Source organism: Pseudomonas sp. PvP027 (assembly GCF_017833005.1).
Taxonomy (GTDB): Bacteria; Pseudomonadota; Gammaproteobacteria; order Pseudomonadales; family Pseudomonadaceae; genus Aquipseudomonas; species Aquipseudomonas congelans.
Map to the genome: position 1 here is coordinate 3152525 of NZ_JAFIBK010000001.1, position 21262 is coordinate 3173786.

A 21262-nucleotide genomic window follows, 5' to 3' on the forward strand; every position below is an offset into this window, starting at 1 on the left:
GGCAATACAAGAGGTAGGTAATGGAAGGCTTGGTCAAACTGGATCGGATTGATATCAATATTTTGGTAGAACTCCAGAAAGACGGGCGCATGACCAACGTCAGCCTGGCCGATGCCGTCGGACTTTCCGCGAGCCCTTGCCTGCAACGCGTCAAACGCCTGGAGTCGGCAGGTTACATTTCCAGCTACAAGGCGCACCTTAATCTGGCCAAGATCACCGAATCGGTCACCGTGTTCACGGAAATCTCCCTCAGCGACCACAAGCGCGAAGACTTCGCCAAATTCGAAGCCAACATCCGCCACGTAGACGAAGTGCTGGAATGCCACCTGATCAGCGGCGGCTACGATTACCTGGTGCGCTTCATGACCCGCAGCATTCAGCATTACCAGGAGGTGATCGAAGAGCTGCTGGACAAGAACATCGGCATCTCCAAGTACTTCAGCTACATCGTCATCAAATCCCCGGTCATGAAAGACGGCGTGCCGCTGCGCAAACTGTTGCGCCATTGAAGCTCTAGCCCGGAGAGGACGCAGAGCGTCCGGAACGGCATGCCCACGCGGAGCATGGGCACGATAGTGATCTGCCTGACGACTATCGTTCCTCACGCTCCAGCGTGGGAATGCCTTGCGTGACGCTCCGCGTCACAGATCCGCGCAACGCCACACAATCAGGAGAGGACGCAGAGCGTCCAGAACGGCATGCCCACGCGGAGCATGGGCACGATAGTGATCTGCCTGACGACTATCGTTCCTCACGCTCCAGCGTGGGAATGCCCTTGCGTGACGCTCCGCGTCACAGATCGGCGCAACGCCACACAAATCAGGAGAGGACGCAGAGCGTCCAGAACGGCATGCCCACGCTGGAGCATGGGCACGATAGTGATCTAACTGACGACTATCGTTCCTCACGCTCCAGCGTGGGAATGCCTTGCGTGACGCTCCGCGTCACAGATCCGCGCAACGCCACACAATCAGGAGAGGACGCAGAGCGTCCGGAACGGCATGCCCACGCGGAGCATGGGCACGATAGTGATCTGCCTGACGACTATCGTTCCTCACGCTCCTGCGTGGGAATGCCTTGCGTGACGCTCCGCGTCACAGATCCGCGCAACGCCACACAATCAGGAGAGGACGCGGAGCGTCCAGAACGGCATGCCCACGCGGAGCATGGGCACGATAGTGTTCGCCCGGACACCGCGCACTTCACCCGTTCCGCGATCTCCCGAACACCTATCGTTCCTCACGCTCCAGCGTGGGAATGCCGTGCGTGACGCTCCGCGTCACAGGTTTGCGCCGCTCTGCATTGGCAGGCCTGAATACCGGGCCAAAGAATGTATGTCTGAAATTCTGGCATAGGGCTACTATCCGCACGGCACTTTGGCCGGGCTTTTGCTCGTGCAGATCTGTAAACCGGCAGGGCCCCCTGTCGCCATGGATTTCAAAAGGATGTGTTCGATGCCCGTAGCCCCTCGTTTCCTTGACCATTACCGCAAGGCCGACCGGATCATGCTGGGTCTGATCTGGCTGTTGTTCGTCTACGCGCTCGGGTTGGCGTTCTGGTTCGACACCTTCACCCAGGCAGTCGTCGTCGGTGGTGGCACCGCGCTGGTGCTGACCGGGCTGTATCGGGCCATCGGCGGCACCCGATTGATGCGTTGCTGTTTCGGCGTCGGCCTGATGGTCATGACCGCGCTGCATATCAATCAGACCCACGGGCAGGTCGAGATACACTTCGGCATCTTTGTATTGCTGGCGGTGCTGACCTTCTACCGCGACTGGCTGCCGATTCTGGTCGCTGCCGTCACCATCGCCCTCCACCACATCGGTTTCCATGCCTTGCAGCATTCCGGCTTCCCGGTGTACGTCATGCACCACGGCTTCGGCTGGAGCATGGTGCTTGTGCATGCGGTGTATGTGGTTGTTGAAAGCGCGATTCTGGTTTACCTGGCCGTGCAGAATCAGGCCGAGGCGGTCGAGAATCAGGACATGCTCGATCGCATGCTGGCCACCACCAACAAGTTCTCCCCGGATAGCCAGACCAGTGAGCGTTCGGCCAAACGCGTGCCGCTGGCGCAGCGTTTCGAGCAGTTTCTGGCGCAGATCACCGGCCTGGTCGACGGTGTGGTGCGTGACACTCGCGGGCTTGGCGAACTGGGGCATGACCTCGCCAAGGCCAGCAGTACGCTGGAAACCGGTGCGCAGCATCAGCTCAGTGAAATCGCTCGCATGACCGGCGCGATGCAGCGCATGGGCGATGCCATGAACGATATCTCCAGCCACGTCGCGCAAGCCGTACAGCGGGCCGGTGACGCCAGCGATCAGGTCGCTCACGGGCGCGACAGCGTCGACCGTGCGCAGAGCGAAATCACCCAGCTTGCCGCACGCATCACGACCACCGATGAAACCGTGCAGGCCCTGGCCAATCAGTCAGAACAGATCGGCAAGGTGCTGGACGTGATCGGCAGTATTGCCGAGCAGACCAACCTGCTGGCCCTCAACGCCGCGATCGAAGCCGCCCGCGCCGGTGAGCAGGGCCGAGGCTTTGCGGTGGTGGCCGATGAAGTGCGCAACCTGGCCCAGCGCACAGCGTCGTCGACCAAGGAAATCCAGACCATCATCGAAGACCTGCAAAGAGGCAGTCGTCAGGCCGCTACGGCCATGAACGACAGCCTGCAGGGCGTCGGGCGTTGTGTCGAGGACAGCCAGCGAGCCTCGGAATCCTTGCGCGCAGTCGGCGAAGGCATCGGCCATATCACCCAGCTCAACGGTCTGATCGCCACGACCACCGAACAGCAGTCCGCCGTCAGCCGGGAAATTGCCGATCAGTTGCGCTCGGTGCAGACCATCGCCGAACACACCGCCGCCAATATCGGTGTGCTGGCGACCAGCAGCCAGAGCCTGTCACCGCTGGCCATACGCCTAGAAGCGCTGGGCCAGAGCTTTCACGCGTAGTTTTCGCGTTCAGGCAAACACCAGCCCCGACGAGCGCAGCAGTTCCTGAGTGTAGGCCTGCTGCGGTGCGGCGAAGATCTCGCGCGACGGGCCCTGCTCGACCACCTTGCCGTCCTTGATGACGATCAGGTCATGGGCCAGCGCGTGAACCACCGCCAGGTCGTGACTGATGAACAGGTACGTCAGGCCATGACGGATTTGCAGGGCGCGCAGCAGGGCGACGATCTGCTTCTGCACGGTCCGGTCGAGCGCCGAGGTCGGTTCGTCGAGCAGGATCAGATCCGGTTCCAGCACCAGCGCCCGTGCGATGGAAATACGCTGGCGCTGCCCGCCGGAAAACTCGTGCGGGTAACGATGCCGGGTGGCCGGGTCCAGGCCGACTTCCTGCAACACGCGGATCACCGTCTGTTCGCGCTCTTTCGGCGTACCGATGTTGTGCGTCACCAGGCCCTCGGCAATGATCTGTTCCACGGTCATGCGCGGGCTGAGACTGCCGAACGGGTCCTGAAACACCACCTGCAGCTGACGGCGCAACGGGCGCATCAGGTGCTGGCTGTGCAGGCTCAGTTCCTTGGTACCGAAGCGGATGCTGCCCTCTGAATCGACCAGGCGCAAAATCGCCTGGCCCAGGGTCGATTTGCCCGAACCCGACTCGCCGACAATGCCCAGCGTTTTGCCCTTGAGCAGCTCGAAACTCACCCCGTCCACCGCCTTCACATATTGCGGTTCACGCTTGAACCAGGCTTTGCCCAGCGGGAACCAGACCTTCAGGTCCTGCACCGACAGCAGTGTGTTGCTGTGCGTGGACGGCACCGGTTCGCCATCCGGCTCGGCATTGATCAGCAGGCGGCTGTAAGGGTGCTGCGGGCTGTCGAACAGTGTCTGGCAATCAGCCTGCTCGACGATCTCGCCCTCCCGCATCACGCAGACCCGCTGGGCAATGCGCCGCACCAGATTGAGGTCGTGGCTGATCAGCAACAGCGACATGTTCAGCCGCTGTTGCAGGGACTTGAGCAACTCCAGAATCTTCACCTGCACGGTCACATCCAGCGCGGTGGTCGGCTCGTCGGCGATCAGCAGATCCGGCTCGTTGGCCAGCGCCATGGCAATCATGATGCGCTGCCGCTGCCCGCCCGACAGTTGATGCGGATACGCCTTGAGACGTGACAGCGGATCGCGGATACCGACCAGCTCCAGCAACTCCAGGGTGCGGCTCAGCGCGGCCTTGCCCTTGAGGCCCTTGTGGGTCACGAGGATTTCGCCGATCTGTTTTTCGACCGTGTGCAGCGGGTTCAGCGAGCTCATGGGCTCCTGAAAAATCATCGCCACCCGGTTGCCACGCAGGCTGCGCAATTGCTTGTCACTGGCGCTGACCAGATCCAGCCCGTCATAACAAATCGAGCCCTGGGTGCTGACGGTTTTGGCCGGCAACAAGCGCAGAATCGAATGCGCCGTGACCGATTTGCCCGAGCCGGACTCACCCACCAGCGCCAGGCACTCGCCACGGCGGATGTCGAGACTGACGCCATGCACCACTTCGTGGCCGTTGAAGGCGACCCGCAGGTCGCGAATTTCAATCAGGTTGTCTTGCATGTCAGCTCCGAGGATCGAACGCGTCGCGGCAGGCTTCGCCGATAAACACCAGCAGAGAAAGAATCAGGGCCAGCACCACGAACGCGGTCAGCCCCAGCCAGGGCGCTTGCAGATTGCGCTTGGCCTCGCCGATCAGCTCGCCCAGCGACGCACTGCCCGCCGGCATGCCGAAGCCGAGAAAATCCAGCGCAGTGAGGGTGGCGATGGCGCCGGTAATGATGAACGGCAGGTAGGTCAGGGTGCTGGTCATCGCGTTGGGCAGGATGTGCCGCCACATCAGCGCGGCATCGGTCAGGCCCAGCGCGCGGGCAGCTTTGACGTACTCCAGGTTGCGTCCGCGCAGGAACTCGGCACGCACCACGTCCACCAGCGACAGCCAGGAGAACAGCGCCATGATCCCCAGCAGCCACCAGAAACTGGGCGACACAAAGCCGGACAGAATGATCAGCAGGTACAGCACCGGCAGCCCCGACCAGATCTCCTGAATGCGCTGGCCGATCAGGTCGGTCATGCCGCCGTAGTAACCCTGAATCGCCCCGGCACATACGCCGATCACCGTGCTGATCGCGGTCAGCAGCAGCGCGAACAGAATGGAAATCCGCGCGCCGAACAGCACCCGCGCCAGCACATCACGGGCCTGCTCGTCAGTGCCCAGCCAGTTGATGTGGTCCGGCGGGCTGGGCGATGGCGCATCCAGGTCGTAGTTGATGGTGTCGTAGCTGAACGGTATCGGCGCGAACAGCATCCAGCCGTTTTTCGCCGCGATCAGCTTGCGCACGTAGTCGCTGGAATAGTCCGGTTCGAAAGGCAGCTCGCCGCCGAAATCGGTTTCCATGTAGGTGTGCAACACCGGGTAATACAGCTGACCGTCGTAGCGGATCAGCAGCGGCTTGTCGTTGGCGATCAGTTCGCCGCACAGGCACACCAGCATCAAACCGATGAAGATCCACAGCGACCACCAACCGCGACGGTTGGCCTTGAACAGGTCGAAACGGCGCCGGGTCTGGGGAGAGAACTCGAACATCAGGCGCTCCTCGCGGAAAAGTCGATGCGTGGGTCGACCAGCGTGTAACACAGGTCACCGATCAGTTTGATCAGCAGGCCGAACAGCGTGAACAGAAACAGCGTGCCGAACACGATGGGGTAGTCGCGCGAGACGGCTGCCTCATAACTCATGCGCCCCAAACCATCGAGGCCGAAGATGGTTTCGATCAGCAGCGAGCCTGCGAAAAACACTTCGATCAGGGCCTGTGGAATGCCGGCGATCACCAGCAACATGGCGTTGCGAAACACATGGCCGTACAGCACGCGGTGCTCGGTCAGGCCCTTGGCGCGCGCCGTGACCACGTACTGGCGGCTGATCTCGTTGAGAAAGCTGTTCTTGGTGAGGATGGTCAGCGTGGCGAACCCGCCGATCACCAGCGAACTGACCGGCAGCACCAGGTGCCACAGGTAGTCCTTCAACTTGCCCCAGGTGCTCAGGCTGTCGAAGTTGTCCGAGAACAGCCCTTGCGCCGGAAACCAGCTCAGGTAACTGCCTCCGGAGAACACCACGATCAGCAGAATGGCGAACAGAAACGCGGGCGTGGCGTAACCGATGATCACCAGCGTGCTGCTCCAGACATCGAACGCACTGCCATGCCGCACCGCCTTGCGAATGCCCAGCGGGATGGAAATCAGATACGTGATCAGCGTCGCCCAGAGCCCGAGGGACAGTGACACCGGAAGTTTTTGCGCAATCAGTTCAGTGACCGGCGCACCACGGAAGAAGCTGGTGCCGAAGTCCAGTTGCGCGTAGTTCTTGAGCATCAGCCACAGCCGTTCGTGCATCGGCTTGTCGAAACCGTAGTGTTGCTTGATCTGCTCGATCAGCGCCGGGTCCAGCCCGCGTGTGCTGCGGCTGGCGGTGCCGGAGGCAGCCACTTCACCCCCACCGCCGCCCACACCATTGGGGCTGAAGCCCTGAATGCGGGCGATGGCCTGCTCGACCGGACCACCGGGGGCGGCCTGCACGATCAGGAAGTTCACAATCAGAATGGCCAGCAGCGTGGGAATGATCAGCAGCAGGCGTCGAATCACATAAGCCAGCATCTCAGTACTCCTTGGCGGCGGCAGGCTTGCCGGTCAGCGCAGCGGCTTGAGCATTGGTCAGCGGCGTCGGGCTGATCTGCCACCAGGTTTCCAGGCCCACGTCGTAGATCGGTGCCATATCCGGCATGCCGAAACGGTTGGCGAACACCAGTGGCGTGCCCTTGGAGTAGTAGTTGGGGATCATGTAGTAACCCCACTGCAGGACCCGATCCAGTGCCCGCGCGTAGAGCACCATGTCGTTGCGCGTATTGGCGCTGACCAGACCGTCGATCAGCGTGTCCACCGCAGGATTGCGCAGCACCATGGCGTTGGAGCTGCCCACTTCGGTGGCGCTCTGCGAGCCGTACAGGTTGTACAGCTCACGGCCGGGGGAAATGATCGGATTGCCGTTTTTCGGCAGGCTGACCACGATCATGTCGTAGTCCCGCGCGTTGAGCCGGTTGATGTACTGCGCCGAATCGATACGCAGGAAATCCAGCGTGATGCCGATCTGCGCCAGGGTGCGTTTGAAGGGCAGAATCAGCCGGTCGAAGCCGCCTTGGCCGTCGAGGAAACTGAACACCATCGGCTCGCCCGCCGCATTGACCAGCTTGTTGTCTTTCGGATGCCAGCCGGCTTCGGCCAGCAGCTTGAGGGCCTGCAACTGCTTGTCACGGATATAGCCGCTGCCGTCGGTTTTCGGTGGCTGATAGACCTTGCTGAACACCTCGTCCGGCACCTGGCCGCGCAAGGGTTCGAGGATCTTCAGCTCGGCCGGGGTCGGTAGCTCGGTGGCGGCCATGTCGCTTTTCGGGAAGTAGCTTTGTTCGCGCACGTAGAAATTGCGCATGACCCGGCGGTTGATCCAGTCAAAATCCCACAGCAACGACAGCGCCTCGCGCACGCGGCGGTCCTTGAACATGGGTTTGTCCAGATTGAACACAAAGCCCTGCGTGGCGACCGGACGTTGCCGGGCGAGGATGCGCTTTTGCAAACGCCCGTCGTCAATCGCCGGGCCGCTGTAGCCGACCACGAAGCCGGAAGAGGAGAACTCGCGGTTGTAGTCGAACGTCCCGGCCTGCAGCAGCTGGCGGGCGATTTCGGTGTCGCCGTAGTAGTTCACGGTGAGCGTGTCGAAGTTGTAAAGGCCACGGCTGACCGGCAGGTCCTTGCCCCACCAGTCCTTGACCCGTTCGAAGGTGACGCTGCGTCCGGCGTCGACCCTGGCCACTCGGTACGGCCCGTTGCCCAGTGGCGGCTCGAAACCGCCTCCGTTGGCGAAGTCGCGGGTCTTCCACCAGTGTTCGGGGAGGATGTGCAGGCTGGCGATGTCCAGCGCCAGCATGCGGTTGAGATTGTTTTTGAAGTCGAAGCGAATCTGCAGCGGGCCTTCGACGGTGACCGCCTTGACGTCGGCGAACATCGGTCGATAGCTGAAGCTGCCCTTGGTGGTCATCAGCTCGAAGGTGTAGCGCACGTCTTCGGCGGTAACGGGCTTGCCGTCCTCGAAACGCGCCTTGGGGTTGAGAAAAAAACGAATCCACAGACCGTCGGGGTCCATCTCCATCCTTTCCGCGATCAGGCCATACACCGTGTACGGCTCGTCCAGCGAGCGGTAGGCCAATGGCGAATACACCCAGCTGTCGACCTCGCGCACATTGATGCCCTGATCGACGTAAGGGTTGAGGTAATTGAACTGGCCGATTTCTTCCGCCGAACGGGTCAGCGAACCACCCTTGGGGGCGTTCGGGTTGACGTAATCGAAGTGCTGGAAGCCGGCCGGGTATTTCGGGGCCTCGCCATAGACGGTCAAGGCGTGGGTCGGCGTCGCCAGCACTGTCTGCCAGCCACTGCACAGCGCAACACCCAGAAGCAGGCGCCGCAGAAAACGGTTAAGACGCGACATGGTGGGGCTTTCCTCGTACGCACTGAATGACGGAACACTGCGAAAAAGCCCCCGGCCGGGGAAGGCGGATGAAACCTGGGCCGGAGGGGGCGAGCTCGCAATCTGACGTGGCCCACGGAGCGTGTATGGGCCACATCGTCACACTCAGAAGTGGTAAGTCGCGCGGGCGAACAGAGTGCGGCCCAGCGGGTCTGCGTAACGAGGGTCGTAGCCGGACTGGAAGTTGTAGGCCTGGTTGGAGAACGGCGGGTTGCGGTCGAACATATTGCGCACACCAGCGTCGATATCCAGCACCTTGTCGAAGGTATGACCCACCGACATGTCCCACAGCGCATACGACGCGACCCGCGCATTGGTGGTGCGGTCGTAGTCGTTGTAGCCGCTGGTGAAGCGGTTGGTGATGGAGGCGCGGGTATCGCCCAGTGCCCAGGTACCGGTCAGCACATGTTTCCAGCGCGAGATCACGCCATCGCCCTGGAAGTCGCCGACCTTGTCGGTGTACGGGCCGTCGATGATGTTCTGGAAGTCATAACGGGTGACGTAGGTGCCGGTCATGCCCAGACCGAACTGGCCGTAAGGCGTGTTCGGGAAGCGATAGTCGAGGGTTACGTCGACACCGCTGGTCTTGACGATACCCAGGTTGGCGTTGCCGGTGACGATGTTGGCAATCGAACCGTCGGCAGCGCGCACGTAGCGGTCGGCGTAGGTGTTCGGGTCATCGAACACGGTCGACTCGGGGAACGCCTGGATCTGGTTGGAAATGTGAATCCACCAGAAATCCAGACCCATCGACAGGTTGCTGACCGGCTGATAGACGAAGCCCAGGGTCATGTTGCGGGCTTTTTCCGGGGCCAGCTCGGTGTTGCCTCCGCCATTGTTGAGGAACTGCTGCTGGCAATCACGACCGGCGTTACCCCCAGGCTGGACGACACCTCCGGCACACAGAACCGGGTCGTTGTAATAGCCCTGGGTAAAGGTCGTGCTGCGCGGGGCATACAGTTCATAAAGCGACGGTGCGCGGAAGCCTTCGCTGTAGGCACCCCGGACCACCAGTTGCTTGAACGGCTGGTAGCGGAAGGAGTATTTCGGGTTGGTGGTGCTGCCGAAGTCGCTGTATTTGTCGTGACGAACGGCGGCGGTCAGCTCCAGGCTGTCCAGCACGGGGACGTTCAGTTCGGCGTATTCCGCCTTGACGCTCCTGTCACCTTCGACACTGCCTGCGGCATCGGCGCCCAGACTGCTGACGTCGTTGACGTAAGCTTCGTACGCCTGATGCATTTTCTCTTTGCGGTATTCGCCACCTAGCGCAATGCCGGCAGGGCCTGCACCGAACCAGTCACCGATTTCCCGGCTTATGCGCGCATCCAGTCCGGCGACCCGGCCCACAGCGCTGGAGTACTGGCCATGGTATTGATTGGCGTCAATCAGTGCCTGACCGGCAGCGGTCTGCGGACCAAACGGATTAAGGGTGCCGTTGGCGAGGCCATTGAGCATTGCAGCATCGCTGATATAGCCATCGGTGAGTGATGACAACACTTTGTTCTGGTTGTAGGACGCGCCAACGTTGTAGTCCCAGCCGCCCACCAGACCGTCGAAATTCAGCAGAAAACGCTGACTGGTGTTTTGATCGCTCGATCCGCGCGGCCCTGCTGCGGTTTCTCGCCAGGCGGTGCTGACGGGTTGCGTCGGGTCGAGGGTGAAATCGGTGGGAGCCGGAGTGATGCCGTTACCGGGATAGAAGGGTGACGACGAGTCCAGCGACAGCCCGGTGAGAGGTGCCGGCCCGATATCGGTATGGTTGTTGTTGCGGGCCCAGAAGTATTCGAGACTGACGTTATGATCGTCGGCCAGCTTGCCGGTGGCCCTGCCGAAAAACGAGGTCTTTTCGGTTTGCGGGATCAGGTCGATGTATTCGCGGGTACTGAAGCGGCAGATGCCGTTGCTGGCGATCAGGCTGGGGCCGCCGCAGTTTCTGCCCAGCGGGTTTGCGGAGTTGTCGCCCTGAAAATAATTGCCCGGGTATGCCGTACCGGAGGTCTGGTTGAGACCACGTCCCGGTACGTAATCCTTGGCAAACGAACGGTCATTGGCGTCCAGATTTTGCTGTTTGTTGTAGTTGAAGACGCCCATGACGTTAAAGCGGTCTTCTTCCAGATCACCGAAGCCCCAGCTGGCACTCATGTCCTTGGTAGCACCGCCGCCACTGGCGGTCGGCGTCTCTCCGCCCAGGGTCAGGCTGCCGTCGGTCAGAGATTTTTTGGTGATGAAGTTGATCACGCCACCGATGGCGTCGGTGCCGTACAGCGCCGACGCACCGTCACGCAGTACTTCGACGCGGTCGATGGCAGCGAACGGGATCATGTTCAGGTCGATGGCGCTGCCGTTGGGCGTACCTACACCGGACAACGCATTGTTGGCCAGACGTCGGCCGTTGAGCAGCACCAGCGTCTTGTTCGCACCGATGCCGCGCATGTCGGCAAAGGAGGCGCCTCCTGTTCCGGCTCCGACCGAGCCTGCACTGTTGTTGATCGACTGGCTGCCGGTGATGCGCTGGACCATTTCCTGGGTGGTGGTCACGCCCTGCTTCTTCAGGTCGTCGGCGCGCAGGATGGTAATCGGCACGGCGGTTTCGGCATCGACCCGGCGGATCGCCGAACCGGTGACTTCTACACGTTGCAGCTGGGTCGTAGCAGGCACAACCGCTGCACTGGTGGACACAGCCGAGCCGCTGGTGTCCGCATCGACGGCGTCTGCCGCCTGGGCACCGCTCATGCCCATGGCCAATGCGCAGAGCAGGGCACGTGGATGACGCCGGACCGCGAGGGCCAGTGGTTTGAGGGTGCAACCGGGAAGATTCATCAGCATGGTTAGTTCCGACTTGATCCAGACATTATTGAAATGGCCTTGTGAGCCCTCTGTTCCCGACGCGGTTGTGCCGAGCGGGAGTTCCACTTCTTCGTTTTCCAGCAAGCCGCTCCCCTCCAGGGGCTTTTCAGCCCACGGACAACCGCATTCACGGGGGTCGGGTCAGACGGCTCCGCGAGGCGAAGCCACCCGGTCAGTCGAGCGTCATTTCGCTGTCATGACGGATATCTTGGTAATGCCGGAGCGTTCGATGGAGGCCATGGCCTTGGCCACCTGGCCATAATTCACGGCGGTGTCGGCCTGCAGCTGGACGCGGATTTCCGGGTCCTTGGCCTTTTCGTCCTGCAGGCTTTTCTCCAGCAGTTCCGGGGCGATTTCCGATTTGGCGAGGTAGAACTTGCCGTCCTGATCGACGCTGACCACCACCGGATTTTTCTTCTCGGCGGGGGCGACTGCGTCGGTCTTGGGCAAGTTGACCTTGATCGCGTTGGTCATCAGCGGCGTGGTGACGATGAACACCACCAGCAGCACGAGCATCACGTCGACCAGCGGCGTGACATTCATTTCGCTGAGTACTTCATCACTGTCCTGAGTGGAGAAAGACATTAGCTGGCCTCCCGAACGCCATGGCCATTCTTGCTGGCGATGGGCTGACGCGTGACGGCAAAGGCGCTGCGCTGGGCGAGGGCGTCGAAGTCATGGGCGAAGTCGTCCATGTCGGCCACGGCGAGCTTGAGGCGGCGCAGGAAGAAGTTGTAGATCAGCACCGCAGGCACCGCGACGGCGATACCCACGCCAGTGGCGACCAGCGCGTGACCGATGGGACCTGCGACCGCTTCGAGGCTGGCCGAGCCGGTCACGCCGATGCTTTGCAGCGCTTCCATGATCCCCCAGACCGTACCGAACAGACCGATGAAGGGCGCGGTGCTGCCGATACTGGCGAGAATCGCCTGGCCACTTTCCAGCGCGCGACGCTCTTTTTGTATCTGCTGGCGCAGGTTGCGCTCCAGACGATCCGAGCGGTTGATGGTGTGCGCCAGTTGTTGCGTGGTGCGCGGCGACTCATCGACCGCCATGGCTTCGAAGCCGCTGTTGGCGATGCGCGCCAGCGCGCCGGGGTATTGCGCAGAGTGCTCGGCAGCGGTGAGCAGGTCCGGTGCGCTCCAGAAGGCTTTGGTGAATTGCTTGTTCTGCGACTTCTGGCGGACGTACTGCGCCGACTTGATCAGCAACAGTGCCCAACTCAATACGGAAAACAGAATCAGTGCCCAGAGCACAGCCGGGACGATCATGGAAGAGAGCGATGCGTTCATGGTTTAAACCTCACCAGCTTTGATAATTGAATAGTCGGTTGTCATGCGCCGGATCATTCCGGCAACTTGAAGTCGATGGTCTGCGTCGCGAAGCCTTCTATCGGCGTGTCACCGCGTTTGGCCGGTATGAACTTCCAGTTGCGCACAGCCTCCACGGCCGCTTCGTCCAGTACCGGTTTGCCGCTGGATTTGGTCACCTCGACAGCCCCCGCGCGGCCGTTGGGCAGCACCTTGATGCGCAGAATCACGCGACCTTCCCAACTGCGTCGCAAGGCCAGCCCCGGGTATTCCGGCGGTGGATTGCCAAGGCTGGCGAGCCCGGATACCGCAGCGCTTTCCTTGACCGGAGCCGGCGGCGCAGCAGGTGCCGGTGGCGCGGGCGCAGGTGTTGGCGGCGCGGGCGGACTGGGTGCGGCGGCAGGCTTGGGCGCAGGCGGAGTCGGTTTTTTCACCGGCTCGACCTTCTTGACCGGCTTGGGCTTCTCGACCTTTGGCTTTTCCACCGGTTTGGGCGGCGGTTCGACCGCGTCCGGGTCCTCGACCGGTTGTTCCGGTTCGGGGGGAGGCGGTGGAGGCGGCGGCGGAGGTGGTGGCTCGGGCGGCGGCGGTTCCGGTGCGGGCGGTGTCGGGCTGGTCAGTTCAATGGTCATTTCCGGAACTTGTGGTGCAACTTCCGGTACCGCTGGCTGAGCCGTTTGCATGTACCACCAGATCACACCATGGATAAGTACCGACGCAGCAATCAACACCATTACTTGCGGCTTGTTAAGGCCGCCCGGGCGTGACGTATTGGCGCTGAAAGGAATACCCTGCCACGCCGTCGAAGTGTCATCGGGCGAGGGAGAGGGGACCGCTTTCATTATTACCGCATCCTTCATTAACGCTCCCTCGGGTAGTTAAAGGGCAATAAAAATCCGCTCGAACAATGGGTAATTGTTCGACTGATAAAGGCCTGCCCACTGTTGATAGGCAGGGCAACGCGGTGGGTGCGCACACGGCGAACTCAAACGGTTAACAGACGTCTTTAATCAGGGCACTGGCATTGCTGATCCTTGCTTTCTTATCGTCATGTACGGGGACGTACAGCGGTGTTCCTGAAAGCTTACATTGCAACCGCTGTGCCAGAACGCTTCGGCTGGAACCGCTGATACAGAGCGCGCGTCGCATTCGTATAACTATTTATCGATTTCCCGTTTCATTGACTTAAAAACGGCAGATATGAATAACACCTCGAACAAAAAAACAGGCAAACAATAACCCTCTGCTTTAGCAGACGCGTTCGAAAATCATGACCTGCAAGTCACTTTCTTTGATGCACCAATACTGTGTCACGAGGATCACGTTGGTGCGCTAGTTGATCAGTGCCTCATAAAACAATGCTCCGTGTTGGTACCGCGGTTGTGTGGACAGTTAGCGCTGTTGAAATAAATGCCACTTCTGAATGGTGGCAAAATGAAACCACTTAAAACAAAGTGTCGGACACTCTTTATAGGTCGACTATCTTTTAATTAAAAACAGTCGCCCTGTACTTATTACGCGCACGGTCGCGCCAGGTCCTGACTCATGATCAGAACACTCAAAGGCACAGGCGAAATGTCTTAAGTCCAAACGTGCAGGGCTGTCGAATAACAACGCGCAGATCGGGACAAGGGTGAAGCGGCCGCGCAGGCATCGCTTGGTGCAGGTGCTGCCCAAGGTGTGGATTGCCAGCGTAACGGCGGTCTGACGCAAGACTGATAAGGCACAGCTAGATTCCTTTCCTGGCGGGAAGCAAGACTTGTGGTCTGCCACCCTGCACTGTTTGTGGACGCTCTGACGTCCGTTAACTGCACTTTGGTGCGTGTAGGCACCCCATGAATGCAGCGTGCGCCATTGGTTTATGGCACGACCGTTCCACCTGAAAGAACTGTGCCAATTTGTGTCTTTTTGTATCTGGAGGGGTACATTTTCATGTAGTCGAAGCTAAAGGCCCCGGCCGGGTGGTGTTCGGGGCCCTGACTTGAATGAATACACAGGGCGAAGCTGACAGCCAGCGGTGGCTGGCTGTGGGGAAGGGCACTACTTTTTCCGAGCGCCAGGGACTGCTTCGGTACTCAGAGTTGCTCCAGCGCCTGTATCCGGATCTTGAACCCGTTGGGTGCCAGGATTTTTTGCCAGCCGACGTATCTGAATTGGGCGTCGGGGTTGATCCAGTCACCGCTGTTCACGCCGCGGGTTCCTCTGATCGCGAATTTTTTCACTGACCCACATGGGCCGTTGAATCTGGGGGCCGTCGTATAAATGACGTATGGCTCCACGTACTGCGTCGCCCGGAGATACTTTCCGCATTGCTGGTCGACGTTGATCAGCGTTGACTTCAGCTCAGCATCGCCGACCATGTCGTCGTACATTTTCAGAAATGTGATATTGCCTACGTCCTTGAACCCCAACCCCCTCGCCTGTTTGTATTCAGGCAAATTCTGGTGAGCGATCAGGTCGGCTTTCTTTTGCTTCTTGTCTTCAATGGCCTGAGCGGCCGCCAGAGTGGCTTTGGCCTGCTTCCATAACTTATCCGCTTTAGCGTAAGTGGCATTGCATCGCGCAAGCTCTTCTGCGCTCACCCCCATTTCGGCGGGTGTGTAATCGTCAGCGCTGAGTGAGTAGGACGTGATAGTGAGCGATTTGACAACTTGCTGAGGGTCCAGCGGGCCTTTTTGAGCCTCCAGAAAATCCACTTGCTCTTGCGTTTTGTTGCAGTGCTGCATGTAGAGGGTGTAGGGGGAATACGCGTCATTTTTGTCGGAGTCGGTATACATCTTGGCAAAACCAAGGGGGCTGATAACGGTCGTCACAAACGCTAAGAAAATACATCTGATTGGAAGAGCGACGGGCATGACTTATTCCTTTAGAGCTAAAACCTGGTCCGTAAGCATCACCTGGCTATCGCCGGGTGATGCCACTATAACGACATCGCTCCGTTTTTGCTTTTTCTGATCGCAAACGTGCTGGTTACCAGAACGCAGCAGGTGCGCTGAGCGCCTTACTGAACACCTCGATGGCGCGCTCGACGTCCGCCTGCGTGGTGTAGCGGCCAAGGCTGACGCGCACGCAGGCCAGGGCCTTGGCGGAGTCCATGCCCAGAGCAAGCAGCACATGCGAGGGGGCATTGCTGGCCGAGTTGCACGCGGACGTCGAGGACAACGCCAGGCTGTGGGACAACTGCGAGCTGGTGAAGCCACTGCGGGTGATGCACAGGTTCAGGGTGTGCGGGATGCGTTGTTGCGGACAGCCATTGAGTTGCACATCCGGCAGGCTCAGCAGGCCTTCGCGCAGGTGACGACTCAGCCCTTCGATACGACGGTTTTCAGTTTCGGCCTGGCTGATCGCCAACGCGAAGGCGGTACCCATGCCGACGATCTGATGGGTTGCCAATGTGCCCGAACGAAAGCCGCCTTCATGTCCGCCGCCGTGAATCTGCGCTTTCAACAACGAATGGGCACGCGGGCCCACGTACAGCGCGCCGATGCCCTTGGGGCCGTAAGCCTTGTGCGCCGAGAACGACATCAGATCGACGGCCAGACTCGCCAGATCGACCTTCACCTTGCCGACGCCCTGCGCAGCGTCCACATGAAACAGTGCACCGTGCTCGCGCACCAAGGCGCCAATGCTGGCGATATCGGTCAACGTACCCAGCTCGTTGTTCACCAGCATCAGCGACACCAGCAGTGTGTCTTCGCGCAATGCAGCCTGTACGGCATGAGGCTGGATCAAGCCCTGAGCGTCCGGTTTCAGCCAAGTGACGGGAAAGCCCTGGCGCTCCAGCGTGCTGACGGTGTCGAGCACTGCCTTGTGTTCCAGAACGCTGGTGATGATGTGCCGGCGTTGCGCGCTGACATCATGGGCGATGCCCTTGATCGCCAGGTTGTTGGACTCGGTAGCGCCGGAGGTCCAGACGATGGTGTCGACAGGTGCGCCCACCGCATCGGCCACCTGTGCGCGCGCCTGTTCAACAGCCTGCCGCGCCACCTGCCCATAACCATGCCCGCTGGAAGCCGGATTACCGAAATGACCTTCACGCCCCATACAGGCAACCATGGCTTCGATGACCTGTTCGTCGACAGGTGTGGTGGCGGCGTAATCCAGATAGAGCGCAGAGGTGGTCATGGGCAATTCACTTTGTAATCGAGTCAAAATCAAGGGCTGGCATTACCAGCCCGACTGTTTGAAAGATTACTGATCCGCACGCGAAAATTTATTGATATTTGCACGGGCATGGGCAGCCAATGCGAAAAATTATTCGCTTCTGCTTGGATTTCTTCGATTGAAAATTCTAGGATGCTGCTTCACGCGCCGAATCGTACTCAGGCACCCATCGCTCCGCGTTCAATCCGGAGATGCAAGGCGCTGCACCGTTGGGTGACGCAGAGCGTCACGAAAGGCATGCCAACGCGGAGCATTGGCACGATAGTCAAACGCTGAATCGGGTTCAGACACCTATCGTTCCTCACGCTCCGCGTGGGAATGCAGTTCTGGACGCCCCGCGTCCAATCCGGGGATGCAAGGTGCTGCACCGTTGGGTGACGCAGAACGTCACGAAAGGCATGCCAACGCGGAGCACTGGCACGATAGTCAAACGCTGAATCGGGTTCAGACACCTATCGTTCCTCACGCTCCGCGTGGGAATGCAGTTCTGGACGCTCCGCGTCCAATCCGGGGATGCAAGGTGCTGCACCGTTGGGTGACGCGAAGGGTCACGAAAGGCATGCCAACGCGGAGCATTGGCACGATAGTCAAACGCTGAATCGCAGTCAGACACCCATTGTTCCGCACGCTCAGTGCAGGGCGACTTACGCAGGAAACCGCTAATGGACAAATTCGACCGGGCAATTCTCGACATCCTGCAAACCGACTGCACCCGCTCGGTGGCAGACATCGCCGAGCGTATCGGCCTGGGCAGCACCGCGTGCTGGCGGCGTATCCAGAAGCTGGAAGAAGCCGGCATCATTGATCGCCGGGTTGCGCTGCTCAATCCGCAGCGGCTGAACGTGTCAGTCAGCGTCTTCGCCGCCATTCGCACCAACCAGCACAATGCCGCCTGGCTCGAACAGTTTCACGCTACTGTCGGCGAACTGCCTGAAGTGGTCGAGTGCTACCGCATGGCAGGCGACACTGACTACATGCTACGCATCGTCGTGGCCGACATCGCAGGGTACGACGCGGTGTACAAGCAACTGATCAGCATCCCCGGTATCAGCGACGTGAGCTCCAGCTTCGCCATGGAACAGATCAAATTCACCACCGGCCTGCCCTTGCAATACGCCTCGTTTGGCGGTTGAACGCAGCCACGCTCATCGATTGAATCGAACCCTCGGCCCGATGCCACGTCCACATTCTTTGGCAAACGAAAAAGGTGGCTGACATGACAACCGATCACATACTCACAGACAGCGTACCCAAAGAAGACCCCGCCAGCCCGCAACTCGGCCAGTACGACCGTGAAGCCGACCCGGTCCTGGCCATGAATGCGAACAGACCCGGTGTCGGCCCGAAAAAAGGCGATGAGGTGAAGAAGCGTACGGAACACGACGAGACTTACGATGAAGGCGAGCCTGAAGTGGACGAAGCCGATAGCGTATCGGACGAGGGCGGCGGTACGTTGCCGGGCTGAAGCAGCACAGCCCTCGCATGGAGGGGCTGCAACAGCTCAAACGTGTTCCTGCAGGGACGTTGAGCTGCTCACATGGATGCAATGATGAATCCGCCGACTCAAGGGCGGGAAGCAATCTCGTCCAGATGATTCAGCAGATCCAGCGGGTCTTCGTACACCCTCAACGCGCCAGCACGCTCAAGCTCGCCGATGTCATAGCCGCCCGACAACAGGCCGACGCCGGTTGCCTTGCAGCGACGGGCCGCCAGCATGTCCCAGATTGCATCACCGATCACCAGACACTCGTCGATAGGTGCGTTTATCTTCTTTGCAGCTGCCAGAAACAGGTCGGGGTCAGGCTTACCGTAGCTCACGTCATCGCGCGTAACGATGTTGATCTTATTGATGTCCAGTTTCAGCGCTTTCAGGTTGATCGTCGCCGTATCGATCCCGCCGCTGGTGGCGATGCACCACTTGAGGTTTTCCTTGTCGAGCGTCTCCAGCAACTCGACAGCGCCGGGCAGTGCGATGATCTGTCCTTGCAGACGCTCGTAAGCCTGAGCATGTTTCTCGCTAAGCCGTTCAGCTTGTTCTTCGTTGATGTTCAAGCCGGTTTCACGCGACAGTGATTTCAACATCAGTCCGCCGCTCATGCCGATCTTGCGATGAATACGCCACATCGCGAGCGGGATATTTTCTGCATCCAGCGCCTCTTTCCAGGCAGCGACGTTTTGATAAACGCTGTCGGTCAGCGTGCCGTCCAGGTCGAAGATGAAGGAAGTCTGGGGTCTCATAGCATTACTCTTTTGAATTCGGATTGACCATCTGGCGAGGTCCGGAGCGTTGTGGTCGACACCTGTTCGGCGGTATCGGAATGCGGCGATCGTCAATGAAGCGAGGGCCGTACCGGGGCTTCAAATACGGCATTGCCAGATGGAGGGAAAAGGCTGGTTTTTTTAGCTCACACACTTTCGAGTACGTGATGGGATGGCGGTTCGATCTTTCGCACTCTCCAGCCGTGCTAACGCTGCAAGTAACCCTCCACCAGCGCCTGAACCCGCTCCGCGTCATCGGCGCTGACCGGGTTATAAACAATCATCGACAGATCCGGCCGACCATCCACGGCGAAACCCGAATACTCCAGCTCGATCAGGCCATGAACCGGATGCCGCAGGCGCTTGGTGCCTTCGCCCTGTAAACGCACATCGTTGTCACGCCACAACGCAGCGAAATCCGCGCTGAGCGTGCACAGTTCGTCAGCGAGTTCGCGGAGTTCGGAGGCGGCACCGGCACGGGTGGCGTCGGCTCTGAATGCGGCGACGATAAAGCGCGCGACGGCCTGCCAGTCGTCCTGCTTTGCCCGCGTGCCGGCGTTGCAAAACATCAGGCGCAGAATGTTGCGCTGCTCTACGGGCAGCAGGCTGTAGTCAGTAAATACGGCCGCCGCCGCGTTGTTCCAGGCCAGAACATCCCAAGTGGCGGTCTTGATAAAGGCAGGGCTGAACGCGAGGGTATCCAGAATGCGCTGCAAGCGCGGCGATACGCCTTCGGGCGCGCTGTAGACCACTTCGGGCAGATGACCAAAAGCGAGCATGAACAAGTGTTCCCGCTCGGGCTCGGTCATCAAGAGACTTTGCGCGATCCGGTCCAGAACCTGGGCGGAGGGCGCGCCACCGCGCCCTTGTTCCAGCCACGTGTACCACGTCGCGCTGATATTGGCGCGCTGGGCAACTTCTTCCCGACGCAAGCCCGGCGTGCGCCGACGCGTGGTGGAAAGCCCCAGACTCGCAGGGTCCAGACGAGCCCGACAGTCTTTCAAATACGTTCCCAGCGGGTTGGCCATGATGATCCTGTTGGTGTTTATACCCTGATAACGTCACGTCTTTTACGGGATAAACGTTACGCGCACTCTGCCGTCTTCAGCAAAGAGAGATTTGAATATGCGCGTCTTTATAACCGGCTCCACAGGCTTTATTGGTACTCGGGTGGCCTGGGAACTGATCAACGCAGGCCATCAGGTAGTAGGGCTGACACGCTCTGAAGAGGGGGCTCAAGCTCTGCTTGCCATGGGCGCCGAACCCCATCGCGGCGATATCGAAGACCTGTCCGGCCTTCAGCGTGGTGTGGAGAAGTGCGACGCGGTCATTCACACTGCGTTTGATCACAACTTCGCGCACTTCGTCGCCAATTGCCAGAAGGACGCTCGCGTTATCGACGCGTTGGGTTCTGCACTGGCAGGCTCCGAGCGCCCGCTGGTTATCACCTCCAGCACGGCGCTGGGCTCTTCATCACCCGGGCAGGCCGCAGACGAAGATCATTTCGACCCGGCGCACCCCAACCCTCGAGTCGCCTCGGAACTCGCCGGGCAGACGCTGTTGCAACGCGGCGTCAACGTAGTCGTCATGCGCCTCTCGCAAATTCACAACCCGGTCAAACAGGGCCTGGTCAGCGAAGTCATCAAACAGGCGCAGGCAAAAGGCTGCTCGGCCTATATCGACCAAGGCCTCAATCAGTGGTCCGCAGCGCACCTTGAAGACACGGCGCGCCTGTATCGCCTGGCGCTGGAGAAACATCAGCCGGGGGCTCGTTATCATGCGACTGCCGAATCAGGCATTACTTTTCGCCTGATTGCCGAAGCCATCGGAGAACACCTCGGCCTGCCCACGTTGGCCGTACCCGCCCATGAAGCTGCCGCACACTTTGGCTGGCTGTCGACATTTGTGGCCAAGGACATGAGCAGCCTGAATGACAAGACACGCGAACGCTTGGGATGGCAGCCACGGGGGCCAGGTTTGATTGAGGATTTGGGAGGTTGTTCGAAGGGGTGAGTGTGGCGCCCGGGCTCAGGTTGAGTTCTGGCCTGACTGCCCGGGGACTTGCGAAAAAGTGCGCGCAGGCACACTGCTTTTTTTACAATTTGTTTAATTACGTTACCGGA

At 60.1% G+C, this 21262-nt stretch carries 17 protein-coding genes; 5 read left to right on the forward strand and 12 right to left on the reverse strand.

The genetic code is table 11. The annotated features are described in order from the left end of the window. Positions 1-20 precede the first annotated feature (20 nt). A complete protein-coding gene (locus JOE33_RS13355; protein WP_002555947.1) occupies positions 21-509 on the forward strand; it encodes an Lrp/AsnC family transcriptional regulator in 489 nt (162 codons plus the stop codon). A gap of 945 nt (positions 510-1454) precedes the next feature. Then, positions 1455-2951, forward strand: a complete 1497-nt coding sequence (locus JOE33_RS13360) for a methyl-accepting chemotaxis protein (protein WP_010427907.1) — start codon at positions 1455-1457, stop codon at positions 2949-2951. A gap of 9 nt (positions 2952-2960) precedes the next feature. On the opposite strand, the gene JOE33_RS13365 is transcribed toward JOE33_RS13360, so the two are convergent. The 10 genes from JOE33_RS13365 to JOE33_RS13410 all read right to left on the reverse strand — a co-directional run bounded on the left by JOE33_RS13365 (position 2961) and on the right by JOE33_RS13410 (position 16841). Continuing rightward, complete coding sequence (locus JOE33_RS13365; RefSeq protein WP_054994309.1) at positions 2961-4544, reverse strand: ABC transporter ATP-binding protein; 1584 nt, start codon at positions 4542-4544, stop codon at positions 2961-2963. A 1-nt stretch (position 4545) separates the two neighbouring features. Then, complete coding sequence (locus JOE33_RS13370; protein WP_054994310.1) at positions 4546-5568, reverse strand: ABC transporter permease; 1023 nt, start codon at positions 5566-5568, stop codon at positions 4546-4548. Continuing rightward, entirely contained in the window at positions 5568-6635 is a 1068-nt protein-coding gene (yejB, locus tag JOE33_RS13375) for a microcin C ABC transporter permease YejB (RefSeq protein ID WP_054994311.1), read from the reverse strand. The genes JOE33_RS13370 and yejB overlap by 1 nt, the downstream gene beginning before the upstream one ends. A 1-nt stretch (position 6636) precedes the next feature. Beyond that, the gene (locus JOE33_RS13380; RefSeq protein WP_187626121.1) at positions 6637-8520 is read right to left on the reverse strand and encodes an extracellular solute-binding protein; all 1884 of its coding nucleotides are present in this window, start codon (positions 8518-8520) and stop codon (positions 6637-6639) included. A 144-nt stretch (positions 8521-8664) separates the two neighbouring features. Next, entirely contained in the window at positions 8665-11490 is a 2826-nt protein-coding gene (locus JOE33_RS13385) for a TonB-dependent receptor (protein WP_032613447.1), read from the reverse strand. A 99-nt stretch (positions 11491-11589) separates the two neighbouring features. Beyond that, positions 11590-11991, reverse strand: a complete 402-nt coding sequence (locus JOE33_RS13390; protein WP_002555939.1) for a biopolymer transporter ExbD — start codon at positions 11989-11991, stop codon at positions 11590-11592. Beyond that, complete coding sequence (locus JOE33_RS13395) at positions 11991-12698, reverse strand: MotA/TolQ/ExbB proton channel family protein (protein ID WP_074595111.1); 708 nt, start codon at positions 12696-12698, stop codon at positions 11991-11993. Before JOE33_RS13395 ends, JOE33_RS13390 begins: the two co-directional genes overlap by 1 nt. Positions 12699-12751: 53 nt before the next feature. Then, a complete protein-coding gene (locus tag JOE33_RS13400; RefSeq protein ID WP_240009421.1) occupies positions 12752-13558 on the reverse strand; it encodes an energy transducer TonB in 807 nt (268 codons plus the stop codon). Positions 13559-14791: 1233 nt separating this feature from the next. After that, the gene (locus JOE33_RS13405; RefSeq protein ID WP_187626123.1) at positions 14792-15571 is read right to left on the reverse strand and encodes a hypothetical protein; all 780 of its coding nucleotides are present in this window, start codon (positions 15569-15571) and stop codon (positions 14792-14794) included. Between the two features lie 115 nt (positions 15572-15686). Beyond that, entirely contained in the window at positions 15687-16841 is a 1155-nt protein-coding gene (locus JOE33_RS13410; protein ID WP_187626124.1) for an aminotransferase class V-fold PLP-dependent enzyme, read from the reverse strand. Positions 16842-17542: 701 nt separating this feature from the next. On the opposite strand from JOE33_RS13410, the gene JOE33_RS13415 reads away from it, so the two are divergent. Continuing rightward, positions 17543-18013, forward strand: coding sequence for an Lrp/AsnC family transcriptional regulator (locus JOE33_RS13415; RefSeq protein ID WP_072365229.1), 471 nt, complete (start codon positions 17543-17545; stop codon positions 18011-18013). 83 nt (positions 18014-18096) lie between these two features. Then, positions 18097-18345 carry a hypothetical protein gene (locus JOE33_RS13420; RefSeq protein ID WP_010428521.1) on the forward strand — a complete coding sequence of 83 codons (249 nt, stop codon included), beginning with the start codon at positions 18097-18099 and terminating at the stop codon, positions 18343-18345. 98 nt (positions 18346-18443) lie between these two features. Here JOE33_RS13420 and JOE33_RS13425 read toward each other — a convergent pair whose 3' ends face one another. Beyond that, complete coding sequence (locus tag JOE33_RS13425; protein ID WP_010428522.1) at positions 18444-19118, reverse strand: HAD family hydrolase; 675 nt, start codon at positions 19116-19118, stop codon at positions 18444-18446. 227 nt (positions 19119-19345) lie between these two features. Continuing rightward, positions 19346-20167: a helix-turn-helix transcriptional regulator gene (locus tag JOE33_RS13430; RefSeq protein WP_096139196.1), complete on the reverse strand. Its 822-nt coding sequence runs from the start codon at positions 20165-20167 to the stop codon at positions 19346-19348. A 97-nt stretch (positions 20168-20264) separates the two neighbouring features. Between JOE33_RS13430 and JOE33_RS13435 the strand changes: the two genes are divergently transcribed. Then, positions 20265-21152, forward strand: coding sequence for an SDR family oxidoreductase (locus JOE33_RS13435; protein ID WP_187626125.1), 888 nt, complete (start codon positions 20265-20267; stop codon positions 21150-21152). Positions 21153-21262 lie beyond the last annotated feature (110 nt).